This window comes from Candidatus Saccharimonas aalborgensis (assembly GCF_000392435.1).
GTDB lineage: Bacteria > Patescibacteriota > Saccharimonadia > Saccharimonadales > Saccharimonadaceae > Saccharimonas > Saccharimonas aalborgensis.
Window position 1 is genome coordinate 408512 of record NC_021219.1, and the last position, 17074, is coordinate 425585.

Annotated in this window: 17 protein-coding genes; 12 read left to right on the plus strand and 5 right to left on the minus strand. The window is 49.5% G+C overall.

Annotated elements, in window-relative coordinates:
• Positions 1-227 precede the first annotated feature (227 nt).
• Genes L336_RS02120 through L336_RS02130 form a run of 3 tightly spaced genes read right to left on the minus strand, consistent with a single transcriptional unit; the run spans position 228 to position 3508 of the window.
• A complete protein-coding gene (locus L336_RS02120; protein ID WP_041191212.1) occupies positions 228-1535 on the minus strand; it encodes a hypothetical protein in 1308 nt (435 codons plus the stop codon).
• Between the two features lie 60 nt (positions 1536-1595).
• Entirely contained in the window at positions 1596-3167 is a 1572-nt protein-coding gene (locus L336_RS02125) for a PspC domain-containing protein (RefSeq protein ID WP_015641567.1), read from the minus strand.
• A gap of 8 nt (positions 3168-3175) precedes the next feature.
• Entirely contained in the window at positions 3176-3508 is a 333-nt protein-coding gene (locus tag L336_RS02130; RefSeq protein ID WP_015641568.1) for a PadR family transcriptional regulator, read from the minus strand.
• 139 nt (positions 3509-3647) lie between these two features.
• Here L336_RS02130 and L336_RS02135 point away from each other — a divergent pair, with 139 nt between their 5' ends.
• Positions 3648-4649 carry a MurR/RpiR family transcriptional regulator gene (locus tag L336_RS02135; RefSeq protein WP_015641569.1) on the plus strand — a complete coding sequence of 334 codons (1002 nt, stop codon included), beginning with the start codon at positions 3648-3650 and terminating at the stop codon, positions 4647-4649.
• On the opposite strand, the gene L336_RS05580 is transcribed toward L336_RS02135, so the two are convergent.
• Positions 4633-5409, minus strand: coding sequence for a TylF/MycF/NovP-related O-methyltransferase (locus L336_RS05580; RefSeq protein ID WP_015641570.1), 777 nt, complete (start codon positions 5407-5409; stop codon positions 4633-4635). The two genes, L336_RS02135 and L336_RS05580, sit on opposite strands and share 17 nt — an antisense overlap.
• Positions 5410-5452: 43 nt before the next feature.
• On the opposite strand from L336_RS05580, the gene L336_RS02145 reads away from it, so the two are divergent.
• The 7 genes from L336_RS02145 to L336_RS02175 are packed head-to-tail and all read left to right on the plus strand — an operon-like array spanning position 5453 to position 11713.
• Positions 5453-6283 (plus strand): membrane protein of unknown function, encoded by an 831-nt coding sequence (locus tag L336_RS02145; RefSeq protein WP_015641571.1) that lies wholly within the window; start codon positions 5453-5455, stop codon positions 6281-6283.
• 7 nt (positions 6284-6290) lie between these two features.
• On the plus strand, positions 6291-7187 hold the full coding sequence (locus L336_RS02150) for a hypothetical protein (protein ID WP_128817274.1): 897 nt from the start codon (positions 6291-6293) through the stop codon (positions 7185-7187).
• A complete protein-coding gene (locus L336_RS02155; RefSeq protein ID WP_015641573.1) occupies positions 7177-7662 on the plus strand; it encodes a F0F1 ATP synthase subunit delta in 486 nt (161 codons plus the stop codon). Before L336_RS02150 ends, L336_RS02155 begins: the two co-directional genes overlap by 11 nt.
• Positions 7655-9154, plus strand: a complete 1500-nt coding sequence (locus L336_RS02160; protein WP_237738790.1) for a sodium-transporting two-sector ATPase — start codon at positions 7655-7657, stop codon at positions 9152-9154. Before L336_RS02155 ends, L336_RS02160 begins: the two co-directional genes overlap by 8 nt.
• A complete protein-coding gene (locus tag L336_RS02165; protein WP_015641575.1) occupies positions 9154-10014 on the plus strand; it encodes a F0F1 ATP synthase subunit gamma in 861 nt (286 codons plus the stop codon). Before L336_RS02160 ends, L336_RS02165 begins: the two co-directional genes overlap by 1 nt.
• Positions 10014-11453 carry an ATP synthase beta subunit C-terminal domain-containing protein gene (locus L336_RS02170; protein ID WP_015641576.1) on the plus strand — a complete coding sequence of 480 codons (1440 nt, stop codon included), beginning with the start codon at positions 10014-10016 and terminating at the stop codon, positions 11451-11453. Before L336_RS02165 ends, L336_RS02170 begins: the two co-directional genes overlap by 1 nt.
• Positions 11450-11713, plus strand: a complete 264-nt coding sequence (locus tag L336_RS02175; protein ID WP_015641577.1) for an ATP synthase epsilon chain — start codon at positions 11450-11452, stop codon at positions 11711-11713. The genes L336_RS02170 and L336_RS02175 overlap by 4 nt, the downstream gene beginning before the upstream one ends.
• Before the next feature lies 1 nt (position 11714).
• Here the strand turns inward: L336_RS02175 and L336_RS02180 are convergent, their stop codons facing one another.
• Positions 11715-12728: a hypothetical protein gene (locus tag L336_RS02180; protein WP_015641578.1), complete on the minus strand. Its 1014-nt coding sequence runs from the start codon at positions 12726-12728 to the stop codon at positions 11715-11717.
• 111 nt (positions 12729-12839) lie between these two features.
• Between L336_RS02180 and L336_RS02185 the strand changes: the two genes are divergently transcribed.
• The 4 genes from L336_RS02185 (at position 12840) to L336_RS02200 (ending at position 17055) form a co-directional block, all read left to right on the plus strand.
• Entirely contained in the window at positions 12840-13583 is a 744-nt protein-coding gene (locus tag L336_RS02185) for a hypothetical protein (RefSeq protein WP_015641579.1), read from the plus strand.
• An 84-nt stretch (positions 13584-13667) separates the two neighbouring features.
• On the plus strand, positions 13668-14837 hold the full coding sequence (locus L336_RS02190) for a hypothetical protein (protein ID WP_015641580.1): 1170 nt from the start codon (positions 13668-13670) through the stop codon (positions 14835-14837).
• A gap of 114 nt (positions 14838-14951) precedes the next feature.
• The gene (locus tag L336_RS02195) at positions 14952-16052 is read left to right on the plus strand and encodes a hypothetical protein (protein WP_015641581.1); all 1101 of its coding nucleotides are present in this window, start codon (positions 14952-14954) and stop codon (positions 16050-16052) included.
• Positions 16053-16056: 4 nt separating this feature from the next.
• Positions 16057-17055 carry a hypothetical protein gene (locus L336_RS02200; RefSeq protein ID WP_015641582.1) on the plus strand — a complete coding sequence of 333 codons (999 nt, stop codon included), beginning with the start codon at positions 16057-16059 and terminating at the stop codon, positions 17053-17055.
• Positions 17056-17074 lie beyond the last annotated feature (19 nt).

The following is a 17074-nucleotide window of genomic DNA, read 5'->3' on the forward strand; positions in this document are numbered from 1 at the left end:
AATAGAGTTGACACTATAAATGCGAAACCCACGAATGATATGGCTGATCTTTTTATTAAACTCATTTGAACACCTTCCATAGGTTATATTGTACTATTCGATATTTATCTTAGCATTAATAACTCATGGACACAAATTATGAATACAAAAGTCGTCCAAGTAAGCTGCAAGCAGTGAATTGCTTAACCAATATATTTTAGTGCTGATAGGTAGAACAGGTTACAAAACTAGGGTGAATGTGACCGTGCGTACTCGCGCTGTCTCAGTACCGTCAGGTACTCAAGCGCTTCTGAAGGCATATCGGGGCGGCGCTCACGATCAGGGTATCCTGGACCCAATGTAAAGAGAATGCCTCGTCTTGCCATCTGGTCAACAACTGTACCGAAGGGTGCTTCGCGAAAACCCTCAAAGCCAGTCTTGTCGGTATAGGCAACCCGCCATGGATTAATGTGGTGGATCTCCTGTCCATTGACTTCATCAAGTGTCCCAAGCGAAACCGCTGATGCAAATTGTTTTACTGCCCATGAGCCCTTGAGTTTCATAGAGTAGGTACCGTCAGGTTTCATAGCAACCGTACCGTCGAGAAAATTGTATCCCAACTGCTTGAGACCTATGTTCATATCTCCGGCATGCCCACCCGCATTGACTATGGCGCTGCCGGCAATGAGGATGCCACTGGCTGTCGCAAAAATGCCCGCACCTAAAAGAGCTGACTTGGCTGCCTCCTCGGGCGATTTCGGTCGATCGAGTGCCACACGAGTGGCAGCAGAGAGGGCGGTCGCGCCGAGACGAATTGCTTTTTTGTGTTTTTCGATAAACTCCTCAGTAGGAGTCCGTCTCAAAAATTCGGGTACAAGCTCCTCATTACGGTTATAAAATGTCACCGCGTCGTCGTAGAGCTGAAGGTTGTGAAACAATACACCGCGCACCCCATCAGGATGCAGTACAGGCGAGTGCGGGTCGCGTAACATAAACCGAATATCATACAGCGACGGCTCGGAACCCACTGCTTTCACAGCCGCCTTATTGCCCGATGGCTCCTCATAGAGGTAGCGTGGCTGTCGTCCCCTTAAGATGCGTTCAACTTCCTCAGTGGTATAGTGCTGCTGCGGCAGATACTTCCCCTCAACTAGTTGTCGAGCAAGCGCACCGACAGCTACTGCGTCATCGAGCGCCATCTCTGGCACACCCGGATCAATACCATACACAGTCTCGGGAAGTGGATGACGAGCAAATTCCTCGGGATGACCCTGCAACCACTCGATAAGATCATGTAATTCTATCGCAGGACGCAAATCAGCATCAGTACAGGAGTGATGGTCGAGGTGAAGCATGGCCCAACGCGACGTATCGGTAAATGGTGCCCCCATTACCTCAAGTGCTAACCGTGTCCACCTGCCCGGAATAACAGAATCATGAGTGCGAAAGCGGTGGTCAAGGATGGTCGTCTTGAGAAGTGGTGTGCCCAACTCGACAGCACCTTGGGTAACGGGATGTTTGGCAACAGTCCATAAACGTTCGGTCGTTTTTGTCATACCATCCTTCCGCACTAATGCCTATGTTATAACTATTATTCCACAGTGAGGTGCTTTTTGCTATGATGGCTGATTATTCGTGATCATCACTTCGAGGCATGGTGTCGCCACACTACCGAGCGGCTTTGTATTTATAGAGGTTTCCTTCGCCGATACGCCGCTTACCTTGGTTTTTGCACCAACGCTTGAGCAAACATCAGGTGCGGTTATGTCAAGCGACCGAACAATGCCAAACTCAAGAGATGATGACTCAGACAGAGATGCTTTTAGCGACCCGATGCTTGCTGCAGTAGCATCTACTCTTGCACCCCTTCCGATCATGAGCGTGATTGTATCTACTTGTGTCTCACTCGACATGACGACATCTCCTTCTATGACATTCACCACAAGAGCGTTCGTCGCTGGTATGTAAACATTTCCCCTTACAACCGTCAATGTGTCGACCGGCGGACCATAGATATCCACCGTAGCCAGAGACACCGCTGAGCAAAAGAGGGGCGTCTTAACACAGGATGTTGTTGCTGCGCTCACGCGTATTGTGTCACCATCAAGTGTTACGGTTGGAATATTTTTGTAGAGTCCCGGACTATAGGTAATAACAGCTTTGGGTACGCCTAACGAGACGTGGTACAAGACAACTGGTCCGTCAGCTTCAATCTTTAACTGCTTCTTGCCAGAGAGTGCCTTCATATCGGTAGTTGGTATGACAGTCCTTTGGTCGTATAGACCTCTCTCTTGTCGATAGGTCACGTAGCCCATGCCCGCTCCAACACCAAAACAAAGGAGCCCAAGTGTTACTACTGTTACAAGCGTACCGATCAGTCGTTTATTGTGTTTTGCGGTCAAAAGCATATAGGCAATCACCCAACAGAAGAAGACAAACAGTAGTCCAGCCGCAGCGATTAATCCACCATATAGCCAATAGATTCCATCGAGACGAGCATCTGTATCGATGAGAACATGCCAAATAACCATGACGACACTCATTGCTGCTATCACGCCTACGGCCACAGCAGCAATACCCGATATAATACGCAGAGCAGTGAGCAGGGAACTGGCCATCTCACTTCGAGGCAACCTATTGTCACTCTCATCTTGAATCGATGCGAGGGTGACTGGCCTACCCGCCATCTGAAGGCGATTGGCTGCCGTCCGCGAAATAGGAATCACCACCCAAGCAGCGATGTAGGCAAGAATCATCATGCCAGCACTCATGACAGTCGCCAGGATGAATGCCAGTCGGATCCAGACGACGTCAACACCAAAATAGGCTGCGAGGCCAGCGCAAACCCCTGCTACCATTGCATTTGATGGGTCGCGCATCAGCCGCTTCTCACTTGATACGGGAGCCATGGGTGCGATGTCAGGAGTATTCTCACTATCAGTGAAATCGTTTGGGTCGCCAAGCTGCGCCTTGACTGCGTCAATGTCTTTAGTGCCAATGACCTTCTCGCCACTGATATCACGATCAGTCAGCAGCTCTACGATGCGAGCCTCAATCTCACGCATTGCATCAGCATCAGCACCAAGAGATTTTTTGATGGCGCCGAGATACACCTCAAGGTCTTTTTTTGCCTCCACCTCAACGTTGTAGGGAAATGAGGCGAGGGAAATACGAGTAATTTCTTTCATATCGTTCCTTATAATTTCTTTAATGTTGTGTGGAGCAGCTCAATATCCGTTTGCATGACGCAAGTGACATCGCGTCCGTAGTTGCTCACTCTGTAATATTTTCGCGGTGGCCCCTGTTCGCTTTCTTGCCACTCGTGAACTAGCAATCCATCTCGCTGAAGTCGGTTGAGAAGCGGATAAATTGTTCCTTCTACTACGACAAGCTCAGCCGCCTGAAGTTCTTTGATAATATCGCTCGTATACTTGGGTCGATGCGAACAAACTACCAGCACACAGTAGGCAAGAAAACCTTTGCGCAATTGGGTTGCGAGTGACTCGGCATATTCTTCGGCAGATTTCATTTTATACCTGTAGTCTGTGTGACTATTATGTTTTATATAGTTCTATGTTATACAAGGTACCTTGACATGTCAAGTCTATTAGACCCCCTTTTGTCATTTGCTATACTAGAGCTATATACGTTAACGTCAGGAAAGCCTTATGGACACGCAACCCCTCCCCTCGCCCTCTATTGATTCACCAGGTGTATCACCGCCTCTTGGTTCCACGATCTCTCTTCTTGACAGTTTCGATATCGATCATTTACCAGATCTCGATACCGTCGTAATGGGTGCACTTGAATTATTTGAACAACAACCACTCCCTACTCTTAACCTATCGCACTATCACCACCCATTGGTCGTTGGATCAGGTAATGCTGAAGCAACTGGCCGCATTATCTTTGACAAGAGCCAGGCAGTATTTGCTAGTGAAAGCAATTACCTTGAGGCGCTTAGAACAATGCCCGAGATTGATAGTGTTGTTGTACTATCAGCATCTGGTAGCAAACATGCACCTGCTATCGTTGACGCAGCAAGAGCCGCTCATAAGCCAGTGACGCTCATTACCAACACCCCCAACTCACCCGCACACGCCAGCCTCGACCTTAGCCAAGCTGAGCACGAGTACGTTTTCCCAAAAAATCGCGAACCCTACACCTACAACACATCAACTTACATGGGCATGATCCTGGGAAATACGCATGAAGATCCTGCGGTGATCCGCCGATTTATCAATGAGCGTATCGCCACAATCGAATTTCCAGATTTTGGTAGCTATGACAAATACTACTTAATTGTTCCGCCGCAATTCCATGGCATCAAACGGATGCTCGAAATAAAGTTTATCGAGTTGTTTGGCAGAAATATCGCTCGAGATATCGAAACGAGCGAGTATGTGATCCATGCGACAACAGTTGCACCAGCCCGAGAACTATTCATTTCCTTTGGTGAAACAAACTCAACGTGGGGAGATCCACAAAATCGACTCACCATTCCCCTGCCTGACGGTGCAGGCTACGGTGCAATGATGGCAGTTGGCTACTACATTGTTGCCCAGATCCAAAAGGCCCACCCTCAATATTTCAAGGATAATATCGTCGAGTATACAAAGAAGGTTTCGGAACTATTTGGCAGAGAGATTACTGCTATTGTCGATAAATAATCGCAAGGCTGCTTTGCACACGCATCACTGCCCGTTGTCCTACAAGCCACTCATCGACTGCCCGCGCAGCACCGGGAAGTGCCTCATTTGCATAATCATCGACGATAATCACTGCGCCGGAAACCAGTCGAGGTGTGATGAGCATGAGCGACTCGCGGATTGACCCATAGTAATCGCCGTCTAAAAAAGCAAATCCAACTGTCTGCGGAATGTGAGATTGGTCCAGATCATGAAACCAACCTTTGTGTATGCGCGGCATCACTAGACCGGCTTTTTTGAATTGTGCGAAAAACTCTTTTTTGTGTGCTAGAAGCTCGCCAGTAACAAAGTGCTCACCGACGCTGCTCTGATCCCACCTCCCCTTCGGTGGTAACCCCTCAAACGAATCATAGACATGAAACTCTCGCTTGTCCTCATAACAATCAAGAAGACGGCGAATAAATAATGAGGTGGTACCTTGATAGCAACCAAACTCGACCACGGCACCTGTTTTGCCGCCAGAAATATAGTATTCAAGCTCGCGTAGTATGACCTGTAACTCACCAGCAGTAATCTGGTCAGAGATGAGTGGATACTTCCGTATAAGTTCCGCTGTTTTCACGCCGCGCGCCACTGATTCATCAACAGAATAATAGCGATCAGAATGATAACAGCAATAATAACGACGAGTGCCTCCAGTACGGTAAAGCCTCCGCGGGCTGACGATCGACGACCTATCATGTTCTCTGGTATTGTAGCACGAAACAGTGGTAAAGCTCATGCTTTTTCGGTATACTTGGGAGTAGAGAGGGAAAAAGTAGCCAGTGACCACCAGTAACGTACCGCGCCTCCGTGTTTTTGGTATGCTCGCCATCCTATTTGGAGTGGTTTTTCTGGCTGTGCCCCAAGTGTTTGCGCTTACCCCTATTTCACAGGGCTATTCAGCGAGTGAGCAAATCCCCATCGGCTCGATTGTTAGTCTCAAGAAAGATACGACTGATGAAGTAATCCCAACGACAACCCAGACTTCTGACACAATGATTGGTGTCGTTATCAACGCCGATAACTCTCTACTCACCCTTAGTAATGGTGCGAAAGCCCAAGTGCAAATCGCAACCAGTGGGGTTGTACCGGTCATCGTATCTGATATCAACGGTGATATCAATCAAGGAGACCAAGTCACCGGCTCACCAATAAAGGGTGTCGGTATGAAGGTCAGCACCAATGCAAAAGTTGTCGGCATTGCGCAGGGCGCTCCTGTTTATGATTCAACGAAACATGAATATACTGACGAGCAAGGCAAAAAACAATCGATGCGTCTCGGCCAAGTCCCGATGCTTGTCAGCGTTGGGTTTTATACCAAATCACCAGACAAGACGATTATTCCCCAGACGTTGCAAAATATCGCTAACTCAATTGCCGGGAGAAGTGTTAATTCCTTACCAATCATCATCAGTGCAATCATCTTCATTGTGACACTTATCATCGTGGTAAGTATTATCTTCTCGATGATTCGGAGTTCGATTATTAGTATCGGACGCAACCCTATGTCGCAGTCAGCTGTCTGGCGGGATGTCATCCAGCTATCGGGCTTGGTGCTTGTTATCCTGGGGGTTGCGGTGGTGGCAATTTACATAATACTGACGAGGATGTAGGGTGGGATTGGATACGATACTTCAGCCATTTCTGATCGCCAACGTCTTTATCATCGGAGTCGTTGTTGCCCTCGCTGTGAGCAATGCGTGGGCGCATTTTCGTCCGCAAAATAGCCGAGAAAAAAAACATGTGAACACTATGCTTCTCCCCGCCGACACGCGCGCTCGTATTCTCAATGAAGCCGAGGAGGCGTACCATCGAATCGTCACAAAAACTGCTGTCCAGCTCGAGGAAAACCTGGCTTCGACGACGAAATCACTCGGTGAACACTTAAACAAGCTAGGATCAACACTCGTCAGCGATGAACTAAAACGCTACCAAACTGAGCTCGACGAGCTGCGTTCACGTACTCAAGGTGCTATCGGAAAAGCCGAAACTGAAATCAACCAGCACCAAATGGATGTAAAGGCAAAGCTACTCGAGCGCCAAAATGAGATTGACAGCAAACTTGCCGAAGATGAACAAACGCTACGAGCTGCGCTAATGGAGCGTCAACACCAGCTTGAAACAGAGTTCATAGAACGTCAAAACGAATACGCCACAAGGCATGCTGAACTGGAGGCAAAGCTGACTGAACACCAGACGCAGCTCGAAGCGATCCTCAAAGAGCGCGAAGAAACGCTTGCCGAGCACCAATCACGTCTTGACCAAGAAATCACGGACCGCCAAGAACAATACCAACGTCGGCAAGCTGATCTAGATGCTAGACTCGAGCAGGACATGGAAAAAAAGCGTCAGTTCTTGACCTCGCAGCTTGACACAAAGCTCTCAGATAGCGTGACAACCTTTCTTGTCGAGACACTAGGTCAACATGTCGACCTAGGAGCCCAAGCTACCTACCTAACAACTCTCCTAGAGGAGCATAAGGCTGAGCTTATCAAGGGAGTGAACGATGAATTGTAAGTTACCGACATCAGTCAGCTCGCCGAGCGACGTCGCAAGTCTCATTCTGGAAGTTCGTGACTACGCAACTTGGTACCGTCAATACGCGGTGGCAAGTAAAGTAAAAGTTGACTACCGCACAACCCAACCCGAGCTAACCCCTACGGCAAGCGCTGTCATTCGAGATTGGGCAAAAGATGAGCCGTTATCACCACAACGCCTCGACCAGTTGATTGAAGAGCTAGAGACAATCGCTGCCGAGGCACCGGTCATTACCCTTACCCTCGCCGCTCCTGCACCTGCTGAAATTAAAAAAGCACTGGTGGGCTGGTGTCGTACCAATCTGAACGCATCAATGCTAGTAACGTTTCATTTTAATTCCACCCTACTCGGTGGCATGGTAGTTCGCTATGGCAGCCGCATCTACGATTGGTCGTTTCGTCGGTCTATCATGGAACATCGCCACCGTTTGCCGGAGATTATCAGCAATGTTTGACAATACCACTTTTCAAGCCCTCGTTGAAGCAGGTAATCTCACTGGCGAAGTCGTTGCTATCAACCGATTTATCGTTGAAGTAAAAGGACTCGAAGGAGTCAGGATTGGTGCTCAGGTGTTGTTTGATGATGGTCAGCGCGGTATGGTCCGCGAGGCCTACGGTGACCGCGTCATCCTCTATAACATTGACAGTGAGTTGCTGATGCTGGGTGCATTAGCCGTTGTCGAGCATGACATGCTCGAAGTGCCGGTGGGTCCGGAGCTAGTCGGGCGCGTTATCACTCCCATGGGACTTCCCCTCGATAATCTAGGGCCTATTACCACCGCGCAGCACTCTGGTATCTTCAATCTTGCACCAGGCATTATGGACCGCAAAATGCTTGATGAACAGCTCGCCAGTGGTGTCACAGCGGTAGACAGCTTCTTTCCTATTGTCCTTGGCCAGCGTATCGCAATCTTGGGAGATAGTAAGTCTGGTAAATCGACTTTTTTGAGTCAGTTGACAGCAAACCAACAAGGCACCGACCGAATCGTAGTATACGTGCTGGTCGGCAAACGAAAAGTTGATATCGAACGACTCCTGCGCGACCTGCGAGAGTCCGGTGCTATGGAGCATACGATCGTCGTACTCGCCAATATTTTTGACTCTCTAACGCAAAGTTACCTTGCACCCTACGCCGCCTGTGCAATGGCAGAATACCTCTGGTATGGAGGGCAAGACGTCATTATTATCTACGACGACCTCTCTGGTCATGCAGAGGCGTACCGTCAACTTTCACTCTTGCAAGAAGTTGATCCGGGACGCGACTCGTATCCGGGAGATATCTTTTATACTCATTCTAGCTTGCTCGAACGCGCCGGCAAGCTGCTGACAAACGGCAAGACCCTCACTTCATTACCTGTAGTGCTGACCCCAAACGATGATATTACCGCCTACCTGAGCACTAACATTATGTCGATTACTGATGGACAGATCATCTTTGACTTAGGATATTTTCGCAAAGGTATCCGACCCGCTGTCAATGCCGGGTTGTCAGTGTCCCGTGTCGGTGGACAGGCTCAGACAAAGCGTCAAAAGCAACTTTCCACCGCACTTTTCAAAGCACTTGCTCGCTATCATCAGGCCGACGAGTTCTCACACTTTTCAAGTCAGCTAAGTAAGGAGACAAAGGTCGATCTCACCCGTGGGAAGCACCTTTATGCTGCCTTACAGCAACCGCCCGAACAACTCTTTTCACTCCTCGAACAACAACTGATGCTTGAGACTATCATGCTGCCTGAAGACGACCGATCGATTGATATCGCTAAGCTCAAGGAAGCAGTAAAAGGAAAGGTGCTTCCTGGCGAGGAGAGCTACACTCCCACCGAAGAGGAGCTCCTCGAACAGTTTGGCGCACATGTAGTAAGCGAACAACCAGCTCCAGCCGTCGAAGAACCGCCCGTTACACCTGACAAAAAACCTGCTAAAGCTCCTAAAAAGGAGAAACGCTGATGCGCCGAGCTAATGTCGTCGAAAAGGATATGGCAGGAATTGGCACCCTCAAAGATCTTACAAATGTGTTTGAAAGCCTCGCCAGCACACAGGTAGCAAAAGTAAAAAATAAGGCGCAGCTAAGTCAACAGTTCTTTAATCTCCTTTGGAAACGCTACACTGCCATTCGGGTTGATCCCAAAAAACGCATTACAAGTCGCAGTGATAGCGACAATGGGCGCAAAGTCCTCATCCTCATTAGTGCTGAGGCCGGACTGTCGGGTGATCTTGATATGCGTATGATCGAAACAATGCAACAGGAATATGACCGCGGCTCAACCGATATCATCGTGCTTGGCAGCCATGGTGCCAACCAACTGACGCAGCGTGGTATCCCGTATGTGCGCTTTTTCCAAGTACCTGAAAGTGATAGTTACATCAATGTCAGCCCAATTATTGAAGCGATTCGTCCCTACCACGAGATTGCCGTGTATTACGAGGAATACCTTTCGCTTGGCCAGCAGGAGGTACGACGTATCGACTTGATCAGTCACATGAAAGATATGAGCGAGGATGCAGAGGAAGGCATTATGACTGATCTCGATACAATCTTTGAGCCTTCGCTTGATGAGATTGCCGATCAGATGGAATCAACGATGATGAGTCTAGCGCTATCTCAAACGATCCTCCAATCTGGCCTTGCGCAAGCAGCCAGCCGATTTAACGCTATGACCGTTGCCGAGGATCGTGCCAGTGAGTTGCTCGGTGAATACAAGCTCGAATACCATCGTGCAAAGCGCTCCGAAAGTGACCGCCGCCTACGCGAAGTACTCGTCAGTATCAAAAAGAAGCGCCGCGAAGCACAAGGGGGACGCCGATAATGGAAGTAGCCGACATCACTCACGAGTATGTAGGAACAATCTCTACGTTGCGCGGACTGACGATTGAAGTCAAGCTCGTCGGCTCATCACGCCCCGAAGTCAAGGAGCTGTTGTCGGTTGAAGCTCATCCGGAAGTATTTGTTGAGGTCAATTTCTTTCGCGGTAATAAAGCCATCTGCCTCAATCTCAATAACGACCCAGTAGTACGCTGTGGCCAAAAGCTCTACCGAACGCACAGCAAAGTAACGGTACCTGTCGGTGCAGCAACACTAGGGCGTGTCTTTAATGCTCTGGGAGAACCACTCGATAAAGCAGCTTCCATCGCCGAAAATCGTCGTCCTATATCGATTCCGACTGGCACAAAGAGTTACCGCAGTAGCGCCAAGCTTGAACTACTAGAAACCGGCCTCAAGGTAATTGATTTTTTGACGCCCTTTGTCAAGGGACGAAAGATTGGCGTCATCGGTGGTGCTGGCGTTGGTAAGACGGTGCTCACCATGGAGATGATCCATAACGTCACGCAAACAAAAAAAACAGCCGAAGGCCAGGACGAATCCAGTAAATCACTTTCTATCTACTGCGGTGTCGGTGAACGTATTCGTGAGGGAAATGAACTCTACGAAACACTAAAGGATACCGATGTGCTCAAGAACACTGTCATGTTCTTTGGTCAGATGGACGCAACCCCCGCCATTCGTAGTATGGTAGGGCCGGCCGCCGCAACAGCCGCTGAATATTTCCGTGATGAAGAAGGCAAAGATATTTTGTTTTTCGTCGATAATATCTATCGACATGTGCAGGCGATGACTGAGCTCAGCACTAACCTCGGTCTTATTCCGAGTGAAGGTGGCTATAGTCCAATGGTGTTTAGTGACCTACGTCGACTCCAGGACCGCCTCAGTTCCACAGAACAAGGTACAATCACCAGTGTGCAGGCAATCTATGTGCCAGCCGATGACCTGTCGGACCCGGCGGTACAGGCAATCAGCCAACAGCTCGACTCGGTGCTCGTGCTAGATCGCTCGATTGCCGAGCAGGGTATTCGACCTGCCGTCAATCTCCTCAAGACGACGAGCTCACTCCTCACTCCGAGTATCGTCGGTGAACGCCACTACCGACTTGCCGAAAGAGTCCAAGCCATTATGCAAAAATACGACAGTCTCAAAAACATTATTGCGATTGTCGGTGAAAACGAACTGAGTCCAGCCGACCGCGCTGACTATCAAAATGCAAAGAAACTCATTCAATTTTTTAGCCAGAACTTTGCCGTAGCTGAAAAGTTCTCGGGACACCCGGGCGAATACTATACCTTAGAGGAAACCCTTTCTGGCATCGAGGCTATCTTGGCGAGTGGAGTAGATACCCCAGGCAGCAACGCTCCCACAGCCGCACCCCAGACGCCTCAAACTGAACCGGCCGCCAAGCAGGAAGGTTCATGAGCAAGTCCACTCCTCAGGCGCCACTTGCGGTCATCGCCAGAGCACCATTTCATATTTACTACGAAGGCTCTGCCTTTAGCGTGAGTGCAAAAAACCGCGTTGGTCCCTTTGATATATTGCCCGGACACGCCGATTTTTTTAGCATACTTGTCCCCTGTACGATCACCATTGATACGGGCACCGAGCAGCTTTCATTTGAGATCTATAGCGGCATGCTGACAGTTCGAAGCGACCAAGTCCTCCTGTTCGTCAACATGTAGGCTACTGTGTCACGACGTAATCAAAGGCAAACCCGCCCGGAGGCAAGGCTTCTGCCGTGCTAATCGAAAAACCGTTTGAGGTACGGTTGATATAAAACCCATTGACCGCACGACCAACTGGGCTCACTACAACGTGAGGGGTGGTGGCATATTTAGTTTGAAAGCTAAGATTCACCAGCGTTCCCCCGCCTGCATTTATCCCGGTGTTGATCGCAATAGTACCAGAGGTGTCATTGCCGCTAATCGAGACTGTCCCGTTACTGCCCGCCCCTGCCCCTGCACTCACCGACGGTGCTGCTCCGGTGGTTATCAAGTGTCCAGCAACGGTCAGCGTATTGACCTGAAAGTTGCGCACCGATAGCGCCCCACCGATAGCCAAACTGCCGACCACATTTACGTTATTGTTGACCGTTACCAACTGGTCGACAGTCAACTGGCCCTGAATCCGGGTTGTGCCGGCAACAGCGAGCTCCTTTTGTAATTTGAGTGAGATCATGGTGCCGTCACCATTGACGCTCAGCTGTGAGGCAGCTACCGTACCGGCCTGAATCTTCGATAGGTTGGCCGCCGATGCCGTCAGCGTATTGTTTAAGTTGAGCTGCCCTGACATACTGACATCACCCGCCACAGCAACCTTGCCATTGAACTTGGTATTTGGTCCGATCGTCAGGATGGTCTCTGCACCACCACTTGGATTACGATCGACACCAAGTTTATTCAGCGCGTCCAGATTTACCGTGACGTTTTGCTGTGCCGCAGATACTGCATCAGCTTGACCTTTCATCAGAAAGGCGATAACGACCGCATTCAAGATCAAGATAACCGCCACGACAGTGAGGCCGATGAAGGTTGCTTTGTGACTTGGCCGATACATACTCCGACGCGGCGCAGGATCGGTACTAACCGCAGGTGCAGCCGATACCTGTGTATCGACGGTTGCATCAAGAGAGGAAGTCTGAACGGTCAAAACTTCGGGGCGCGGCGCGCTCGTTCCCTCTTTTTGGTCTTCGGTCATCAGGAGTCCCCTAGTATCATTATCTCTGTTTTTCCACCATTATCTATCCACCAGTATAGCCTTTTCAGGAGTAACTTGCAAAATACTCATGCTTCAGAAACAATAGACACTATGGTAGGACGAATTAACGGCTACGGAGTGTTGGGGCTAGTTGTTGGCTGTGTGCTTCTTTGTTCTAACTATGTCTCCGCTGAGACACTACAGTCGAACAATTATCGCTTCGATGAATCAACACTCGGAGCAGGCGGACTCAACCAGTCGACCTCAAATAGCTACGCCGGCTCGGGTGCCTACGGTGATATTGGTGTAGGAGAGTCTGCATCCAACAATTATCAGATACGAGTCGGAACACCGACGACTCCTGATCCTACCCTTACTATCGAACTACTCTCGACAAATGCTAACTTTGGCGTTCTCTCGCCTACCAGTGCTGCAACAGCGACAGCGTCATTTTCGGTGATTAACTACACAAGCTATGGTTACGCGGTACAGCTGACTGGCAGTGCGCCGACAAATGGCGCTCACTCGATAAGCGCGATGGGTACCACGACTGTTTCACAGCCTGGCATTGAGCAGTTTGGTGTCAATCTTGTTGCCAATACCTCTCCCGTATCTTTCGGTGCAAACCCAGATAATGGCCAGTTCGGCTACGGTCAAGTTGGTACGGGAGCCGGTGATACCACGTACTCTACCCCTAATCAATTTCACTACGCCAGTGGTGATATCATCGCCAGTGCCCCCAAAAGTTCTGGCAAAACTATCTATACCCTGAGCTACTTACTGAACGTTGCTGGTATTACGCCAGGTGGCCAGTACGCCAGCAACCAGACAATTATCGTCACCGGAACCTACTAAAAGTCCTAAAAAGTTGTTGACATGCTATCTTGCTCATGCTATTATCTCTTGTAGAAACCACCATAAAACAAAAAAATCACCACAATGAAAAAACAACTCACCACCACACTACCACGCGCCTTAGGCGTGTTTATGCTTGTCGCGGCTTTTGTCGTACAAGCAGCTTTCCTACCAACTAACTCTGCCTACGCTTCGCAGATTACGACGCGTACACTCACATTACTTGCTGGGGATAACAACACCCTCGGCATCAACGGTGGTTCTTTGCCTGGTCGCCTTGTACGCCATAAGTTCACCTTTACGCTACCTACTGCGGCGAGCATCGGTGCGGTCCAATTCCAATACTGTACCACCGCCGCTGACGTTGGTGCAGCCACGTGCGTCCCTCCTACAGGACTCGACACGACGACCGGTACTCTCGACGGAGCGACCGTCGGACTGACCGGACTCACTGTCGTACATGATTCGGCAAACGTCTTTCACGTTACCCGTGCACCAGGGGCGACGCAGGCCCTCGCGGCAAACACTGCTGTCACCATTCAGCTCAATAACATCACTAACCCTACTGACATCAACAAAACCTTCTTTGTGCGTATTGCTAGCTTTGGCACCTTCGACGCAACTGGCGCGTCAACCGACAAGGGAACTGTGGCCGCCAGTACGACAAATGCCATCGATCTATCTGGAGTTATGCCCGAATCACTCGTCTTTTGTACGGGCAAGACAATTGGTCTCACCGCCGGTGTGCCGGATTGTACCACGGCCGATCTCAACGCAATTACCTTTAACCAGCTCTTTTCTCCTGTCGATACTGCCTCTGCAACATCACAGATGGCAGCCAGTACAAACGCAGGTTCTGGGTACAGTATTACTGTCAATGGCCCGACTCTAACCAGCGGTAGCAACACTATCCTCCCTATGAATGTGGCTGCTACTAGTACGCACGGAGTCAGCCAATTTGGTCTCAACCTACGTGCCAACACGACAACAACCCCTGGTCTTCCATTTGGAACCGATGTCGCTCCAGTGTCCAATACAACCAACTACCGAGCAAAACCACTTGCGGGCTACGATACTGCAGAAACCTTCAAATACATTGATGGCGACCCGGTTGCCGACAGTTCCGACGGCGGCACCCTTGGTGCCACCGATGCCCAAATTTACACCGTCAGTTACATCGCGAACGTGCCAGGTAGCCAGCCCGCCGGAACCTACTCTACTACCCTTACCTATATTTGTACTCCGACCTACTAGTCCACCACGTGGCAGCTAGCCCATACCGCGCTACGGTGATTTGCGCGGTATTGCTAGTTATCCACACGCCGTTAGTGTTGACCACTTGTTTACGCTTATGATACAGTATTTCATATGAGAAGTGTGAGGGGAAAACTTTATCTTTTGTGTGCACTCTTGGTGTTCGCAAGTATTGCTTCTGTCTACCGGGCGCCGACTGCTAATGCCGCTCAGATTACCGTCCGCAGTCTTCAGCTTATAGGGGTAGGTACTACCGGTGGATCACTTGCTGGTGGCACTGTTAACCACAAGTTTGCATTCACCATCCCCGGTGGTAACACTGTTGGTTCAATTAAGTTTGAATATTGTACGGTTGCGCAAGTCACAGCCTGTGTCATGCCCACCGGCCTCGTTACCACAGGAGCAACCTACGGTGGTGAAACAGGTGTGACTGGGTTTTCACTAGTGAATACCACCAACGGTGCCCCGTATATTACCCGTACTGCTGCTGCCGTGGGAACGAACGTCGCCGCTACGTATACCCTCAATAGTGTTGTCAACCCTACCGCTGTTAATACAACGTTTTTTGTCCGTATTTCTACCTACACCTCAACCAATGCAACCGGTTCACCGCTCGATACTGGTAGTGTTGCGGCCAGCACAGCAAACCCCATCGTTCTCCAGGGCGTGATGCCTGAGAGTCTTGTCTTTTGCACGGGTGCGACCGTCACTGTCGACTGTGTCACTGTTACCAACCCCACGATCAATTTCAACCAGCTCTTTAGCCCAACTGATACCGCTACCGCCACGTCGCAAATGGCGGCCAGCACAAATGCCACCACTGGCTACTCGATCACTGTCAACGGTCCAACCCTCACCTCTGGGTCAAACACGATACCTGGTATGACTACAGCTGCTGGAATAACAAGAGGAAAAAGTGAGTTTGGTATGAACCTTAAACTCAACACTACCGCAACTTCAACAGTAGCCGTTGGTGCTGAGGTTACTCCTACTCCTGATGGGACAGATCTGCGTGGCCAGGCACAGACTGGCTACAACACCGTTGATCAGTTCAAATTTGTCACCGGGGAAACGGTTGCAGCGAGTAACAACGGTGGCGCCGGTCCAACAAATGCCCAGCTATACACCGTTTCATACATTGTCGATGTCGCTGGTAACCAGCTATCGGGCACTTATACCACCACATTAACCTATATTTGTACCGCTACTTACTAAGCTTATGAAACGATTTCTTGCCATCACACTCACCGTCATCTGCCTCGTCGTTGCCACAGCGTTCTTTGTATTGCCACGCACCGCAAACGCCGCTCCCAATGATGGTGGTCAGGCGCTGGAAATCGCACCGCCAGTTCTTAATCTCACGGCAAATCCAGGTGATGTCATCAATGCACAGATTGCCATCAGGGACGTCTCGCCACTTCCACTGATTGTTTCGAGCCAGGTAAACGATTTTATAGCTGATCCGAATAGTGAGAACGGAAATCCGAAAACACTTGTCGATACTACTGAAAAAAGTCCTTACTCGATTATCGACTGGGTGTCACCGCTTCCCCAAATGACACTAAAGTCAAAGCAAATCGAAAACCTCCCCATCAAGATAACGGTACCAAAAAACGCAGCTCCTGGAGGCTACTACGGTACGATCCGATTTACCGTCAGCCCACCAGATATGAAAGAAACTGGAGTATCGCTAAGTGCGAGTTTAGGGGCGCTCATCATGATCCGCGTCAACGGCGATGCAAATGAGAAACTGTCGCTCCAAGAGTTTTATGTTAGTAAGACTGGTGAAAAAGGCTCAATATTTGACTCTGTCCCTCTACAATTTACTGAGCGAATCAAAAATGAGGGGAATGTCTTTGAGCAACCACGAGGCAATATCATCATCAAGGATATGTTCGGAAATATCACTGCAAATGTCAATGTCAATCTTGAGAATCGAAATGTGCTCCCCAACTCAACCAGACGCTTTGAGCAGCCATTTGATGAGTCTGCCCTCGGGAACCGATTTATGTTCGGTTACTATACTGCAGAGTTAACTCTTAGCTACGGAAAGAACCAGACCCTCACCTCACGATTGTCATTTTGGATCATCCCGTGGAAACTCATCCTTGGTATACTCATCCTACTCGCTGTACTTATCTTTGTAGGACGTATCATGATCAAACGATACAATGAACGCCTACTCGGCAAGTCACGTAGCCGCTCTCGACGACGCTAAGCACTAGCGGTATGTATGA

Excerpts from the sequence above, each read along its gene's own strand:
- L336_RS02160 (WP_237738790.1), top strand. The coding sequence starts at position 7,655 with ATGTTTGACAATACCACTTTTCAAGCCCTCGTTGAAGCAGGTAATCTC.
- L336_RS02170 (WP_015641576.1), top strand. The coding sequence starts at position 10,014 with ATGGAAGTAGCCGACATCACTCACGAGTATGTAGGAACAATCTCTACG.
- L336_RS02200 (WP_015641582.1), top strand. The coding sequence starts at position 16,057 with ATGAAACGATTTCTTGCCATCACACTCACCGTCATCTGCCTCGTCGTT.
- L336_RS02155 (WP_015641573.1), top strand. The coding sequence starts at position 7,177 with ATGAATTGTAAGTTACCGACATCAGTCAGCTCGCCGAGCGACGTCGCA.
- L336_RS02130 (WP_015641568.1), bottom strand. The coding sequence starts at position 3,508 with ATGAAATCTGCCGAAGAATATGCCGAGTCACTCGCAACCCAATTGCGC.
- L336_RS02185 (WP_015641579.1), top strand. The coding sequence starts at position 12,840 with ATGGTAGGACGAATTAACGGCTACGGAGTGTTGGGGCTAGTTGTTGGC.
- L336_RS02195 (WP_015641581.1), top strand. The coding sequence starts at position 14,952 with ATGAGAAGTGTGAGGGGAAAACTTTATCTTTTGTGTGCACTCTTGGTG.
- L336_RS02135 (WP_015641569.1), top strand. The coding sequence starts at position 3,648 with ATGGACACGCAACCCCTCCCCTCGCCCTCTATTGATTCACCAGGTGTA.
- L336_RS02175 (WP_015641577.1), top strand. The coding sequence starts at position 11,450 with ATGAGCAAGTCCACTCCTCAGGCGCCACTTGCGGTCATCGCCAGAGCA.
- L336_RS05580 (WP_015641570.1), bottom strand. The coding sequence starts at position 5,409 with ATGAGCTTTACCACTGTTTCGTGCTACAATACCAGAGAACATGATAGG.
- L336_RS02180 (WP_015641578.1), bottom strand. The coding sequence starts at position 12,728 with ATGACCGAAGACCAAAAAGAGGGAACGAGCGCGCCGCGCCCCGAAGTT.
- L336_RS02125 (WP_015641567.1), bottom strand. The coding sequence starts at position 3,167 with ATGAAAGAAATTACTCGTATTTCCCTCGCCTCATTTCCCTACAACGTT.
- L336_RS02120 (WP_041191212.1), bottom strand. The coding sequence starts at position 1,535 with ATGACAAAAACGACCGAACGTTTATGGACTGTTGCCAAACATCCCGTT.
- L336_RS02190 (WP_015641580.1), top strand. The coding sequence starts at position 13,668 with ATGAAAAAACAACTCACCACCACACTACCACGCGCCTTAGGCGTGTTT.
- L336_RS02165 (WP_015641575.1), top strand. The coding sequence starts at position 9,154 with ATGCGCCGAGCTAATGTCGTCGAAAAGGATATGGCAGGAATTGGCACC.